Raw genomic sequence first — 14524 nt, 5'->3', positions numbered from 1 at the left:
CGGAGCCCGCGGGCGCTGCCGGAACCTCTCGGCGGCGGTTGGGCCGCACTGTGACGCAATTGCCGTACTGAGCGCCCGTCAGCCGCCCGTACGGTAACTGGCCGTTGCCTGCTCGAAGGCCTCGGTGACCTTGCCCTCCTGGTCCTGCGGGCCCGTGACCAGGACGACGTGGTACGAGCCGCCGAGCGCGACGACGTAGTTGCGGGCCACGACCGAGCGGCCGTTGCCGTCGATCCACGTGTACCGGCCGGTGACGCGGAGCTGGTTGCCGACCTTGGTGGACTTGATGTCGCTGACGCTGGACCAGGTGGAGGAGCGGTACGGGGCCAGCTCGGGCTCCTTGTCCTTCTGGTACGTCGCCGGGTCCGGGTTGCCCTCGACCTTGTCCCGGCCGGGGACGATGGTGAGGGCGAACTCCCCCTCCGTGTAGCGCACCTGACCGGACTCGTTCATTCCGCGACGGTCCCAGCCGTTCGGGACGGTGATCTCGAAGTGCTCGGCGTCCTGCTGGGTGGTGTACCCGGCCGGGGCCGGCGCGTTGGTCTGCGGCGCGGGCTTGGATTCGGGCGCGCTGGGGCTCGCGCCCGAGGGGTTCGGCTTCGGGCTCGGACCGGTGCTCGCGCCCGGGGACTTCGGCTGGGCGGACGGCGGCTTCATCCCGGCGGCCTTCTGCCCGCCGTCGCCCTGGGGATCGGCGGACCGGGGCATGAAGAACAGGGCGTACGCCACCGCGCCCGCGAGCAGGACGAGCACCCCGAGGAGCAGGGCCCGCCCCAGGGCGAGCGGCTTGCGGGGGTGTTCGGCGCTGCGGTGCCGGCCGTGCAGATCGCCCCGCCGCCGTACGACGGGCAGCCGCGCGGGATCCGGCTCCGGTATCGGGAGCAGCGCGGCGAAGTTGGCGTCGGGCTCGGGGGCGGACCGTACGAGGGAGCGCAGCCAGCCGCGGAGCTCCTCGAAGTCGGGACGCTCGGTCGGGTCCTGGCGCAGCAGCGACTCCACGACCGGGCGCAGCGGGCCGCACTCCTCGGCGAAGGCCGGGGGCTCGGCGCAGACCATCTCGACGAGCTCGCCGACGCTGTCCTCGGGGTACGGGGCATGGCCCTGCACGGCCCGGTACAGCAGCGCGCCGAGCCCCCAGAGGTCCGTGGCCGGCCCGACGGGCGCGGCCAGCTGCCAGGGGCCGTGCACGGCCTGCGCCTGCTCGGGCGACCACCGCTCGGTGACGGCCCCGACGACGGCCATCCGCGTCTGCCGGGCCCGCTCGGCATCGAGCCCGCTCCGGGGCCCGCTCCCCCACCCGCCGCCTCCGCCTCCGGGCGGGGGCGGGGGCGGAGCCGGGGTCGGGGGGGCCGGGGTCGGGGCCGCATTCCCGTACCCGTAGCCGTACGTCTCGTCGCCCGGCCGGGACTGCCGGGACGGCCGGGGCGTCAGGGGCCGGCCCGGGTCGGGGGCGCCCTCCGGGGAGTCCGCCTGGCGGTATCCCTGGGGAAGGGCGAGCTGCGCGGGCAGCCCGGGGCGCACGGGCGGGCTCTGCCCCTCGGGGAGCGACGGATACACCGGCGGGGTCTGCGCCTCGGGGAGCGACGGACGCACCGCCGATGTCTGCGCCTCGGGCGGCCCGGGGCGCACCGGCGGAGTCTGCGGTTCGGCCCCGTCCCGGGGCGGCGGGGCGGGCAGAGCGGCCCGGCGCCGCGGGGTGGCCCCGTGCCAGCTCGCTCCGCCGTCCGGGCCGCCGTACGGGTACGAGTACCCCTGCGGCAGGTTCGACCCCTCCGGCCTCGGCTCCCGCGCGGGACCGAGGGCGGGATCCGCCCCGGCCTTCCGCTGCTCGGTGATCCGGGCGGCGGCCTGCGCCCCGGCCCGGTACGAGGCGATGGCCCCGGCCCGTGCCGCGGCCTTCGGATCGGGCCGCTCCCCGGCGTCGCCGGTGCTTCCGGGGACGATGTGGTCGGTGTACCTCGGCCCGGTGTCGTAGCCGGGAGCCACGATCGGCGCGTACTCCGACCCTCCCCCTCCCCCGGCTCCGGCCCCGGCTCCGGGGTTATGCACGGGGTCCACGGGACCGGCGGGATCGATGGAACGGACGAGACCGGCGGGATCGATGGAACGGACGGGACCGGCAGGACCCGCATGGCCCGGTTCAGCACCCCCGGACCGGACCGCCGGGCCCCCGAAGCCGTCCGGCGACGGCACCGGGTCGTACCCGCACAGCGCGTCCTCGGCGGCCCCCGCGGCCAGTCCGGTCAGGACGACCCGTCCGTCCTCGCAGATCAGCACCGTCCGCACCGTGATGTTCCGGTGGGTCCACCCGTGCGCGTGCAGCACCCGCAGCGCGGTCAGCACGTCGGCCGCCACCTCGGCGGCCCGGTACGGGCTCAGCGGTTCCTCGGCGATCAGCGCCGCCAGCGGTCTGGCCGGTACGAGTTCGCTCACGATCCACAGCGACCCGCCCTCCGCGAACACGTCGAAGACCTGGTCCAGCCGCGGATGGTCCGGCACGGACGCGGCCGCCTGCGCCGCCTCGATGGCCCTGCGCACGGCGGGCAGTTCGCCCGGGGCGCGCCGACCGCCGGCGACGGCGGGACCGCCTCGCGCGCCGTCCAGCAGCTCCGCGTCCACGACCTCCGGCAACGGCACCTGCCGTATCAGGACTTCCTGCCCGCTCCGCGTGTCGAAGGCCCGGGTCTCGATCAGCTCGTACTCGTCGGACGGGGGCAGCGGCAGGCGGTAGCGCTCGGCCAGGATCCGGCCCGCGTAGTCCTCCACATCGCCTCCCCCGAGAGCTGTGGGCCCGTTCCCGTTGCCCGGCTGACACGATACGTCGCCCAGGGCGCCCGCGTCCCGGCCCTGACAAGGCTCACCCTTGTCCCGTCGCGGGTCCGGCCCGGGCCCGGCCCGAGGAAGCGTCAGCCCATGGGCCGGAACGTCTCGAACGCCGTCTTGCGCAGCTGCGCGCACTCGGTGGCGTCCCACTGATCGGCGACGCAGCTGATCATGATGGCGAAGCCCTGCTTGGCGTCGATTTTGAACCCGCGGTCGAGCACCCGGACCCGGACGCCCTTCTGGTCCCGCTCGAACTCCCAGTCCGCGACGGTCGGGTAGTTCCGGTACTCCGTCAGCTCGAGCCGGAGCAGCTTGTAGTTCGTGCTGCTGCCCGCGACGGCGGGGGCCAGCTCCGCCCACGCCGCGCGTGCGTCGTCCGTCGGCTTGTTGTTGAAGTCGATCTGGATCCGCGGGAAACCGCCGTCCCGGCTGTATATGACCCCGTCGTTCTTGCCTATCGTGTCGGTCTGTTTGAAGCCCTCGGGCATCACCATCGCGAAGTGGAAGCCGGGGTCGGTCACCTGCGCGAACCCGGGCGGGATCTCGCTCCCGGAACCGCCGGGCGTCGTGCCCTGCCCCTGGCTCGCGTTGGTGCCGGTACCCGCGCCGCCACCGGCACTCGGAGTCGGGCTCGGCGAGCTCGCGCCGCCGCTGCCCGCAGACTCACCGGTCTTCGGCGAAGGCGAGGGCGAGGGCGAGGGCGAGGCGGCGGGGGACGGCGAGGAACCGGCGGCGGGGCTCGAGGCGGTGGAGCCCTTGCCGTCGCGCGTCGCACCGCCCTCGTCGTCACCGTTGAAGGCATAGGCGACGAGCGAGCCGATGACCGCGAGCACGAGGACCACGCCGGCTATCGCGAGGGCGATGGTGCGGCGCGGCATGACGTCGGTGAGCGGCGCGGCGACGGGCGCGGGACGCGGGGCCGGGCGTTCGGCGGCCGTCACGGCCGTGGTCGCGCCGGCGGCGCCGGCCGTGGCCGCCGCCTTGCGGGCCGACTTCAGCGCGGCGCGGGTGCGCTCGCGCTGCTCGCGGTCCCTGCGCTCGCGTTCCTTCTTCTCCGCCTTCTCGGCAGCCTTCGCCGCCTTCTCGGCAGTGACCTTCTCCGCGGCCTCCTGGGCCTCGGCGAGCGATATCTGCCGGGTTTCCTCGGGGCTCGGACCCGCTACGGCGGCCGGCTGCTCGGGGGCATCGATCACGGCCGTGAGCATGGCCCGTGCGCGGTCGTCGTCGAGCCGGTGGGCCGGGTCCTTGACGAGGAGCCCGTAGATGACCTCGGTCAGCGGACCGGCGTTCTTGGGCGGGTCGACCGGCTCGGTCATCACGGCGGTGAGGGTGGCGAGCGCCGATCCCTTGTCGTACGGGGGGACGCCCTCGACCGCCGCGTACAGCAGGCCGCCGAGCGACCACATGTCCGCCGGCGGACCGGGGCGCTGGCCGCGGGCGCGCTCGGGGGAGATGTACGAGGGGGCGCCGACGAGCATGCCGGTGGAGGTGACGGACGGGTCACCCTCGACCTGGGCGATGCCGAAGTCGGTCAGGACCACACGGCCGTTGCCGTGGTCGGCGAGGAGCACGTTGGAGGGCTTCACGTCCCGGTGCAGGATGCCCTGGCGGTGCGCGGCGCGGAGCACGTCGAGCACGGCGAGGCCCACTTCGGCGGCGCGGCGCGGAGTGAGGGGGCCGTTCTCCCGTATGAACTCGGCGAGCGAGGGGCCCTCGATGAGCTCCATGACGATCCACGGCCGGCCGTCTTCGTCGACGACGTCGTAGACGGTCACCGCCCCGCCGCTGCGGATCCGCGCGATGGCCTTGGCCTCGCGCAGGGTGCGCGTGATGAGGCGGCGCTTCTCGTCGTCGTCGACCCCGGTGCCGAAGCGGAGTTCCTTGACGGCGACCGTCCGGCCGAGGGTCTCGTCCACGGCGCGCCAGACGGTGCCCATACCGCCCTTGCCGAGGACGTCGCCGAGCCGGTAGCGGCCCGCGAGCAACCGCCCCTCGTCGTGGGGGTCCTCCTCCGCCTTGGCCGCGGCCGCCTTGACGGCTGCCGCCACCTCATCGGCCTTGCTCACCGCGACGGGCTTCACCGCAGGAGCCTTCGCGTCCGCGGGCTCCGCACCCTCGGGCTCACCCGGCCCAGCGACCTCCACCGCGGCGGGCTTGCCCAGATCCGCCTTCGCGGCAGCGGGCTTCGCAGGCTCGGACTTCGCGGCCGCGGACTTCGCGGCCGCGGACTTCGCGGCCGCAGGCTTCGCGGCCGCAGGCTTCGCGGCCGACTTCGGCTTCGCGGCCGCGGGCTCAGCCGCCGCCGCAGGCTTCGCGTCCTCCGGCTCCGCCGCCACCGCGGGCTTCGCGGCCGCGGGCTTCGCGGCCGCGGGCTTCGCGGCCGACTTCGGCTTCACGTCCTCGGGCTCAGCCGCCGCCGCGGGCTTCGCGTCCTCCGGCTCCGCCGCCACCGCTGGCTTCGGGTCCTCAGACTCAACCGCGGTAGCCGGCTCCGGCTCTGCGGGCTTCGGCTTTTCGAGCTTCGGCTTCTCGGATTTCGGCTTCTCGGACTTCGCGTCCGCGTGATCGGCCGCCGGAGACACCGGCGTTCCCGTCCCGACAGACGGATCCGGCGACTCGGTGTGCTCCGGCTTCGACATGCGTCCCCTCTGCGATCGTGCCGCTCGCTCCGGTTCCCCCGGCAGCCGCCGGGGTGCCCGGTAACCCGCCCCGGCAGAACCCTCATTGTCCCTTACTCCGCAACGGACGGGAGCCCCGGGTCCGTGGTTCCCCCCTCCGCATTGCGGAGTTACAACGGGACGATGTCCGGCGCGCCCAGCCGCGCGGCGTCCGCCGTCTGGTCATCCGGCTGGCGCTGCGATTCCCGCTCGGCCTGCACCCGCTTCTCGTAGTGTTCCACTTCCTTCTCGATCTGCTGTTCGTCCCAGCCCAGAACCGGAGCCATCAGCTCCGCGCATTCCCGGGCCGATCTCGTCCCCCGGTCGAAGGTCTCGATCGAGATCCGCGTCCGCCGCGTCAGCACGTCGTCGAGGTGGCGCGCCCCCTCGTGCGAGGCCGCGTAGACCACTTCGGCACGGAGGTAGTCGTCGGCGCCCGTCAGCGGCTCCCCCAGCGACGGGTCCGCCGCGATCAGCGTCAGCAGCTCCTCCGTCATCGACCCGTACCGGTTCAACAGGTGTTCCACCCGCACCACGTGAAGCCCCGTCCGCCCCGCGATCCGCGCCCGCCCGTTCCACAGCGCCCGGTACCCCTCGGCCCCCATCAGCGGCACGTCCTCCGTGACGCATTCCGCGACCCTCTGGTCCAGGCCGTGCACCGCCTCGTCCACCGCGTCCTTGGCCATCACCCGGTACGTCGTGTACTTGCCGCCGGCGACCACCACCAGCCCCGGCACCGGGTGCGCCACCGTGTGCTCGCGCGAGAGCTTGCTCGTCGCGTCCGACTCCCCGGCCAGCAGCGGCCGCAGGCCGGCGTAGACCCCTTGGACGTCGTCCCTGGTGAGCGGCACCGCGAGCACCGAGTTCACGTGCTCCAGCAGGTAGTCGATGTCCGCGCTGGACGCCGCCGGGTGCGCCTTGTCCAGGTCCCAGTCGGTGTCCGTGGTGCCCACGATCCAGTGCCGGCCCCACGGGATGACGAACAGCACCGACTTCTCGGTCCGCAGGATCAGTCCCGTCGTCGAGTGGATCCGGTCCTTGGGGACCACCAGGTGGATGCCCTTGGACGCCCGTACGTGGAACTGCCCGCGCTCCCCGATCAGCGCCTGGGTGTCGTCCGTCCACACCCCCGTCGCGTTCACGATCTGCTTCGCGCGGATCTCGTACTCGCCTCCGCCCTCCACGTCCCGCACCCGCGCGCCGACCACCCGCTCGCCCTCCCGGAGGAAGCCGACGACCCTCGCCCGGTTGGCGCACTGCGCCCCGTACGCCGCGGCCGTTCGGACCAAGGTCGCCACGTACCGCGCGTCGTCCATCTGGGCGTCGTAGTACTGCAGGGCGCCCACCAGTGCGTCCTTGCGCAGCGCCGGTGCGATCCGCAGGGCGCGCCGGCGCGAGAGGTGGCGGTGCGTCGGCAGTCCGCGCCCGTGGCCGCTGGAGAGCGACATCGCGTCGTACAGCGCGACCCCGGAGCCCGCGTACCAGCGCTCCCATCCCTTGTGCTGCAACGGGTAGAGGAAGGGCACCGGCTTCACGAGGTGCGGGGCGAGGCGCCCCAGCAGCAGGCCGCGCTCCTTCAGCGCCTCCCGCACGAGGGCGAAGTCGAGCATCTCCAAGTATCTGAGCCCGCCGTGGATGAGCTTGCTGGAGCGACTTGACGTGCCGGAGGCCCAGTCCCGCGCCTCCACCAGCCCGGTCGCCAGGCCCCTGGTCACGGCGTCGAGGGCGGTGCCGGCCCCCACCACGCCCGCCCCGACCACCAGCACGTCCAGCTCCCGCTCGGCCATCGCGGCGAGCGCCTCGGCCCGCTGGACCGGACCCAGCGCCGCCGCCCCCGCTCCGGCTCCGGCTCCCGCTCCCATGCCTGTCCCTGTCGTCCTCACAGCCGCCTGCCTCCCGTTGGGGCGGGTCACCCCGCCCGATGGGGTCATCCCACTCGTTGTGGGTGATCCCGCTCACATCGCCCGTTCATGATTCTGACCGCCCGCACCCACCTCAGCCACCGCCTGTGGATAACACGACGGCGACCACAAACCCCGAATACGACATATCTGTCATATATACGCCTAGTCTGACATTGCGCCAGCTCTCCTCCTCCACAGGACTTGCGCGCTCCGCCCCCTCATGCATGTCAGGGAAGGGAAGGGACGGCACCCCCATGCCCGCAGATCTCGCCGTCATCGGACTCGGCCATCTCGGTCTCCCGCTCGCCCAGGCAGCAGTGGCCGCCGGGATCGAGACGGTCGGCTACGACAGCGGTCCGGCCACGGACTCCACCCTCACCGCCGCCGAGATCCGCCGCATGTCGGCGGCCGGCTTCCGGATCACCACCAACCCCGCCGAACTCGGCCGGGTCCGCACCGCCGTCATCTGCGCCCCCACCCAGCTCGGCGCGGACCGCGCACTCGACCTGTCCGCGGTCGGCGAGGCGGGCCGCACGCTCGCCGCCCGGCTGCGCCCCCACACCACCGTCATCCTCGAATCGGCCGCCCATCCCGGCGTCACCGAGGAGTACCTGCGCCCGATCCTCGAATCGGGCTCCGGGCTGCGCGCCGGCCGGGACTTCCATCTGGCCTACTCCCCGAGCCGCCTCGACCCGGGCAACCGCACGCACGGCATCCCCAACACGCCCCGGGTCATCGGCGGCCTCACCCCCGCCTGCACCGAGTCCGCGCACGCCTTCTACGCCCGCCTCACCGACAAGGTGGTGCGGGCCCGCGGCCTGCGCGAGGCCGAGACCGTGCAGCTCCTCGAAACCAACTACCGGCACGTCAACATCGCCCTCATGAACGAGATGGCCGTCCTCTGCCACGACCTGGGCGTGGACCTGTGGGACGTCATCCGCTGCGCCGAGACCAAGCCGTACGGCTTCCAGGCCTTCCGCCCCGGCCCCGGGGTCGGCGGTCACGGCGTCCCCCTCGACCCCAACTACCTCCCCCACACCACCCGCACCCCGGGCCACCCGCTGCGCATGGTCGGCCTGGCGCAGGAAATCAACAACCGGATGCCGCAGTACGTCATCCAGCGCAGCGCGGCCCTGCTGAACGAGCACGGCAAGTCCGCCCGCGGGGCCCGGGTCCTGCTGCTCGGGGTCACCTACAAGCAGGACCTCGCCGACCAGGAGGGCTCCCCCGCCCGCGAGATCGCCAGCCGGCTCCTCGACCTCGGGGCGCTGGTCAGCTACCACGACCCCTACATCAGCGGATGGCGCGTCCGGGACCAGCCCGTCCCCCGCGCCGAATCCCTGTACGAGGCCGCCGCCAACGCCGATCTGACGATCCTGCTCCAGCACCACCGCACCTACGACCTCCAAGGACTGGCGGTCAAAGCGCAGCTGCTGCTCGACACCCGCGGCGCGAGTCCGGCGGGCGCGGCGCACCGGCTGTAGCCCGCCCACGGGACCGCCCACGGTCCGCCGAAATCCCCTCAACGGATGTCACGGGCTGCTGCTAGCCTGCGTCGACTTATCTCGCGCATACGTCCCACGAACAGACGTGTGGTTCCCCGTGCGCTCCATCCCTTGGGGGGGATTTCTTCATGAGCCAGCAGTTCCAGCCGCCCGCGCCCCAGTCCGCCGCGCCCCAGTCCGCCGCGCCCGCGGCCGGCGCCGCGGCACCGGCCGGCTTCCCGGCCCAGTCCGGAGCGGACTTCCTGCTCCCGGCCCCGGTCCAGGCGCGCGCGGGCAACGTGGGCCTCGGCATCGCCGCCGCGCTCGTCGCCGCCCTGGCCGTGGCCGCGGCGTACGGCGGGATCATGAACGCCATCGACCGCGAGTTCGGCTACGCGGCGGTCGGCGTCGGCGCCCTCGTCGGCTTCGTCGCGGGCAAGCTCGGCGGCCGCAACCCGGTCCTTCCGATCGTCGCCGCGGTCCTCTCGGTCGCCGCCGTCTTCCTCGGCGAGCTGTTCATGTACGCGCTCGTGATGGCCGACATGGCCGAGATCAGCGTGGGCGACGTGCTGAGCAAGGTCGGCGTCTCCGGCCTGGTCGACATCTGGAAGGAAGAAGCGAACTTCAAGACCGTCATCTTCCTGGGCCTCGGCGCGTTCACCGGATACGGCTCCGCCAAGAAGATCGGCGACTGAGGCAGCCCCTCTCGCCTCCGCCCCGGGCAGCCGCACCCGGACCCTCCGGGGCCGGCCTGCCCCCGGGCCGGCCTGTCCGCGGCGGTCCGCACGGCGGTGACCAGCGCCCGCATGCGGTCGAGGCGCGCCGGGCTCCCGGCGACCGCGGCCTGCGCCGCAAGCAGAGTCACCCCACCGCGCCGCCGCGGCCGGGCCCGAGGAGCGAGATGATCACCGAAACCACCGTCGACGGCGTCCGGACGCTCCTCGCCCACCAGCCGGGTCCGGGCCCGGTCACCGCCGGGCTGCTCTTCCGCGTCGGCCGCGCCGACGAGACCCTCGCCACCAGCGGCATCACCCACCTCGTCGAACACCTCGCCCTGCACCGCCACGTGCCGCCCGGCGACCCGCACCACGACGGCGCCACCGCCCCCGCGCACACCGGTTTCCAGGTGACCGGGACCCCCGCCGAGGTGGTCGCGTACCTCAACGGCGTCTGCGCCTCCCTGCGCGACCTGCCCGTGGAACGGCTGGAGACCGAGAAGGAGATCCTCCGCACCGAGCCGCCGGCCGCAGCCGCGGTCCGGCCCGCCTCTCCACCCTGTGGCGCTACGGATCCCGCTCCTACGGCCTCGCCGAATACGCCGAAGCCGGACTCGCCCAGCTCACCGGGCAGCAGGTCCGCGACTGGGCCCGGACCCGGTTCACCACCGGCAACGCCGTCCTGTGCATCACCGGCGGCGCCGTCCCCGACGGCCTCGACCTCGCCCTTCCTCCGGGCACCCGGCATCCCGCGCCCGAGCCCACAGCCGCCCTGCCCGCCCTCCCCGCCTTCTTCCGGGGCGAGGACGGCAGCGTCGTCCTGACCTCCGTACTGCCCCGCTCCACCGGGGCGAGCCTGTTCGCCGAGGTGCTGGGCAAGGAGCTCTACCGCGAACTGCGCCACAAGAGCGGGTACTCGTACACGGCCACCGCCGAGTACGTCCCGCGCGACGCCGCCTCCGCGACCCTCGTCGCCCACGCCGACGCGCTGCCCGAGAAGCAGGAGGCGATGGCCGGCGCATTCGTCGGCGCCCTCGCGAAGCTGCGGGCCGGCCGGATCGACCCGTCCGACCTGGAATCCGTACGGGCCCGCGCGCTCGCCCGCCTCGACGCCCCCGGGCTCGCCGCCGACCGGCTCCCCGGGCACGCCGTGGACCTGCTGCTGGGTCACCGGAGCCCCACCGTCGCCGAGGAGCGGGCCGAGATCGAGGCGGTCAGCGTCGAATCCCTGCGCGAGGTCGCGCACGCCGTGTGGGCCGGCGCCCTGCTCCAGCTCCCCGGCCGGAGCGCGGACCGGGCGTCGGAGCTCACGGCGGAGCTCACGACGGACCTCGCGTCAGAGCTCGCGGCAGCGCCCACAGGATCCGCGGAGACCGCCACCGGGCGGCGCCACCCGGCCCTGGCCGACCCCGGCACGGTCCTGGTCGTGGGCGACGAAGCCGTCAGCCTGGTCACGGAGCACCGACGGATCACCGTCCGCTACGCCGCGTGCTCCCTGGTCCAGGCCTATCCGGACGGCGCCCGCCACCTGGTGGGCCACGACGGCTTCACGCTCACCATCGAGCCGGCCCTGTACGGGATCGGCCCGGCCGACTTGGCCCCGCTCGACGCGGCCGTCCCGCCCTCCGTGGTGATCACCGTGCCGTCGCGCGAACCGTCCCGGATCCCGCGGCCGCCCCGCCCCACCCCGGCCCGGGCCCCCCGGGCCCCGGCCACCGAACCCGACCTCTGGTTCACCGTCCTGCTGTGGGCGCTCGGCGCCCCCGGCCTGCTCATCGGCGCAGCGGCGCTCGCCCTCGGCTACGTCATGGGCGACGAGCACGGGCAGATCGCCCATGACAACGCGTGGTTCCTGTTCAGACTGCTGCTCGTCGCGGGCGTCTTCGTCATCCCGTGGGGCATCTGCTTGAACCGTCGGTCGAAGAGCAAGAACTGACCGGCGCGACCCGGCCACGGCCCCGACCCCGGCCGGACATGCCGGAGGGCCGGCGCCCCGTGCGGGGCGCCGGCCCTGCGGCATGCGTACGCGAGTGCGGTCAGCGGTGGTGCTGGGAGTCCGCGACCGTGACCTCGACCCGCTGGAACTCCTTGAGCTCGCTGTAGCCGGTGGTGGCCATCGAGCGGCGCAGCGCGCCGAAGAGGTTCATCGATCCGTCCGGGCTGTGCGACGGGCCGGTGAGGATCTCCTCGGTGGTGCCGACCGTGCCGAGGTCGACCTTCTTGCCGCGCGGCACGTCCTCGTGGACGGCCTCCATGCCCCAGTGGTTGCCCTTGCCGGGCGCGTCCTCGGCACGGGCCAGCGGGGAGCCGATCATCACGGCGTCGGCGCCGCAGGCGACGGCCTTCGGGATGTCACCGGACCAGCCCACGCCGCCGTCGGCGATGACGTGCACGTAGCGGCCGCCGGACTCGTCCATGTAGTCGCGGCGGGCCGCGGCCACGTCCGCGACGGCGGTGGCCATCGGGACCTGGATGCCGAGCACGTTGCGCGTGGTGTGCGCGGCGCCGCCGCCGAAGCCGACCAGGACACCGGCGGCGCCGGTGCGCATCAGGTGCAGGGCCGCGGTGTAGGTGGCGCAGCCGCCCACGATGACCGGGACGTCGAGCTCGTAGATGAACTGCTTGAGGTTCAGCGGCTCGGCGGCGCCGGAGACGTGCTCCGCCGAGACCGTGGTGCCGCGGATCACGAAGATGTCCACGCCCGCGTCGACGACGACCTTGGAGAACTCGGCCGTGCGCTGCGGGGAGAGCGCGGCGGCGGTGACGACACCGGAGTCGCGCACCTCCTTGATCCGCTGACGGATCAGGTCCGCCTGGATCGGGGCCGCGTAGATCTCCTGGAGCCGGCGGGTCGCGGAGGCCTCGTCGAGCTCGGCGATCTCGTCGAGCAGCGGCTGCGGGTCCTCGTACCGGGTCCACAGGCCTTCGAGGTTCAGCACGCCGAGGCCGCCGAGCTCGCCCATGCGGATGGCGGTCTGCGGGGAGACGACCGAGTCCATGGGAGCAGCCAGGAACGGGAGCTCGAAGCGGTAGGCGTCGATCTGCCAGGCGATCGAGACCTCCTTCGGGTCCCGGGTGCGGCGGCTGGGGACGATGGCGATGTCATCGAACGCGTACGCCCTACGGCCGCGCTTGCCGCGCCCGATCTCGATCTCAGTCACGTGTGGTGGCCTTTCCTCTGGGTCTGCCCGTCCAGTATCCCCGAACCGCGGGGACATGCGTTCCGGTGACCGCTGTACGGACGCGCGCGCCGGGCCGGGCCGGCCCGCGGCGGGCACGTCGAAGGGGCGGACCCGGCCGGGTCCGCCCCTTCGACGCTGCTCGTTCAGCCCTTGCGGGAGTAGTTCGGAGCCTCGACCGTCATCTGGATGTCGTGCGGGTGGCTCTCCTTGAGCCCCGCCGACGTGATGCGGACGAAGCGGCCGCGGTCCTGGAGCTCCGGCACCGTGCGGCCGCCGACGTAGAACATCGACTGCCGCAGGCCCCCGACGAGCTGGTGCACGACCGCGGAGAGCGGGCCGCGGTAGGGGACCTGGCCCTCGATGCCCTCGGGGATGAGCTTGTCGTCGCCGCCCACGCCCTCCTGGAAGTAGCGGTCCTTGGAGAAGGACTTGCGGTCGCCGCGGGACTGCATCGCGCCGAGCGAGCCCATGCCGCGGTACGACTTGAACTGCTTGCCGTTGATGAAGAGCAGCTCGCCCGGGGACTCCTCGCAGCCCGCGAGCAGCGAGCCGAGCATCACCGTGTCGGCGCCCGCGACCAGGGCCTTCGCGATGTCGCCGGAGTACTGCAGGCCGCCGTCGCCGATGACCGGGACGCCGGCCGCCTTGGCCGCGAGCGAGGCCTCGTAGATGGCTGTGACCTGCGGGACGCCGATGCCGGCGACGACTCGGGTGGTGCAGATGGAGCCGGGGCCGACGCCGACCTTGATGCCGTCGCAGCCGGCGTCGATGAGCGCCTGGGCGCCGTCGCGGGTGGCGACGTTGCCGCCGATGACGTCGACCGTCGAGTTCGACTTGATCTTGGAGACCATGTCGCCGACGAGGCGGGAGTGGCCGTGGGCGGTGTCGACGACGATGAAGTCGGCGCCCGCCTCGATCAGGGCCTGGGCGCGCTCGTACGCGTCGCCCGCGACGCCGACGGCCGCGCCGACGAGGAGCCGGCCGCCCTTGTCCTTGGCGGCGTTGGGGTACTGCTCGGCCTTGACGAAGTCCTTGACCGTGATGAGGCCCTTGAGGATGCCGGACTCGTCGACGAGCGGCAGCTTCTCGATCTTGTGGCGGCGCAGCAGCTCCATGGCGTCCACGCCGGTGATGCCGACCTTGCCCGTGACCAGCGGCATCGGGGTCATGACCTCGCGCACCTGGCGGCTGCGGTCCGACTCGAAGGCCATGTCGCGGTTGGTGACGATGCCGAGGAGCTTGCCGGCCGGGTCGGTGACGGGGACGCCGGAGATGCGGAACTTCGCGCAGAGTTCGTCGGCCTCGCGCAGGGTCGCGTCCGGGTGCACCGTGATCGGGTCGGTGACCATGCCGGACTCGGAGCGCTTGACCAGGTCGACCTGGTTGGCCTGGTCGACGATGGAGAGGTTGCGGTGCAGAACGCCGACGCCGCCCTGGCGGGCCATCGCGATGGCCATGCGGGCCTCGGTGACCTTGTCCATGGCGGCGGAGAGCAGCGGCACGTTCACGCGGACGTTGCGGGAGATGAGGGAGGAAGTGTCGATCGCGTCCGGGGACATGTCCGACACGCCGGGCAGCAGCAGCACGTCGTCGTAAGTGAGGCCGAGTGTGGCGAATTTGTCGGGCACTCCGTCGGCGTTCACAGTCATGACACCTTCCCAAATGGTCTTGCTCAGCGCGGATGTCCATGCTAACGGGATCCCGACGCGTCTCATTCCACGACCAAGGTCAAGCCCAAGTTTCGTCGGTTCCTACGAG

The 14524-nt window shown here is 73.3% G+C and carries 10 protein-coding genes; 5 read left to right on the top strand and 5 right to left on the bottom strand.

What is annotated here, in order from left to right:
• Positions 1-78: 78 nt before the first annotated feature.
• Positions 79-2766: a protein kinase gene (locus J7E97_RS07200; protein ID WP_215023535.1), complete on the bottom strand. Its 2688-nt coding sequence runs from the start codon at positions 2764-2766 to the stop codon at positions 79-81.
• A 140-nt stretch (positions 2767-2906) separates the two neighbouring features.
• Positions 2907-4904 (bottom strand): serine/threonine-protein kinase, encoded by a 1998-nt coding sequence (locus J7E97_RS07195; protein WP_308346419.1) that lies wholly within the window; start codon positions 4902-4904, stop codon positions 2907-2909.
• A gap of 73 nt (positions 4905-4977) precedes the next feature.
• On the opposite strand from J7E97_RS07195, the gene J7E97_RS36765 reads away from it, so the two are divergent.
• Positions 4978-5388, top strand: a complete 411-nt coding sequence (locus tag J7E97_RS36765) for a hypothetical protein (RefSeq protein ID WP_308346418.1) — start codon at positions 4978-4980, stop codon at positions 5386-5388.
• A gap of 223 nt (positions 5389-5611) precedes the next feature.
• On the opposite strand, the gene J7E97_RS07190 is transcribed toward J7E97_RS36765, so the two are convergent.
• Positions 5612-7342 carry a glycerol-3-phosphate dehydrogenase/oxidase gene (locus tag J7E97_RS07190; protein ID WP_215023531.1) on the bottom strand — a complete coding sequence of 577 codons (1731 nt, stop codon included), beginning with the start codon at positions 7340-7342 and terminating at the stop codon, positions 5612-5614.
• 296 nt (positions 7343-7638) lie between these two features.
• On the opposite strand from J7E97_RS07190, the gene J7E97_RS07185 reads away from it, so the two are divergent.
• The 4 genes from J7E97_RS07185 to J7E97_RS07170 all read left to right on the top strand — a co-directional run bounded on the left by J7E97_RS07185 (position 7639) and on the right by J7E97_RS07170 (position 11520).
• Complete coding sequence (locus J7E97_RS07185; RefSeq protein ID WP_215023529.1) at positions 7639-8868, top strand: nucleotide sugar dehydrogenase; 1230 nt, start codon at positions 7639-7641, stop codon at positions 8866-8868.
• Positions 8869-9017: 149 nt separating this feature from the next.
• Positions 9018-9563: a hypothetical protein gene (locus J7E97_RS07180; protein WP_251054000.1), complete on the top strand. Its 546-nt coding sequence runs from the start codon at positions 9018-9020 to the stop codon at positions 9561-9563.
• A gap of 206 nt (positions 9564-9769) precedes the next feature.
• Positions 9770-10408, top strand: a complete 639-nt coding sequence (locus J7E97_RS07175) for a hypothetical protein (RefSeq protein WP_215023527.1) — start codon at positions 9770-9772, stop codon at positions 10406-10408.
• Between the two features lie 44 nt (positions 10409-10452).
• Entirely contained in the window at positions 10453-11520 is a 1068-nt protein-coding gene (locus tag J7E97_RS07170) for a hypothetical protein (protein ID WP_215023525.1), read from the top strand.
• A 100-nt stretch (positions 11521-11620) separates the two neighbouring features.
• On the opposite strand, the gene J7E97_RS07165 is transcribed toward J7E97_RS07170, so the two are convergent.
• Both J7E97_RS07165 and guaB read right to left on the bottom strand, forming a co-directional pair.
• On the bottom strand, positions 11621-12745 hold the full coding sequence (locus tag J7E97_RS07165) for a GuaB3 family IMP dehydrogenase-related protein (protein ID WP_215023523.1): 1125 nt from the start codon (positions 12743-12745) through the stop codon (positions 11621-11623).
• A 164-nt stretch (positions 12746-12909) separates the two neighbouring features.
• A complete protein-coding gene (gene guaB / locus J7E97_RS07160) occupies positions 12910-14415 on the bottom strand; it encodes an IMP dehydrogenase (RefSeq protein ID WP_215023521.1) in 1506 nt (501 codons plus the stop codon).
• Positions 14416-14524: the final 109 nt, after the last annotated feature.

This window comes from Streptomyces sp. ISL-66 (assembly GCF_018614135.1).
Taxonomy (GTDB): domain Bacteria; phylum Actinomycetota; class Actinomycetes; order Streptomycetales; family Streptomycetaceae; genus Streptomyces.
This window is presented reverse-complemented; position numbering and strand designations above follow the sequence as displayed.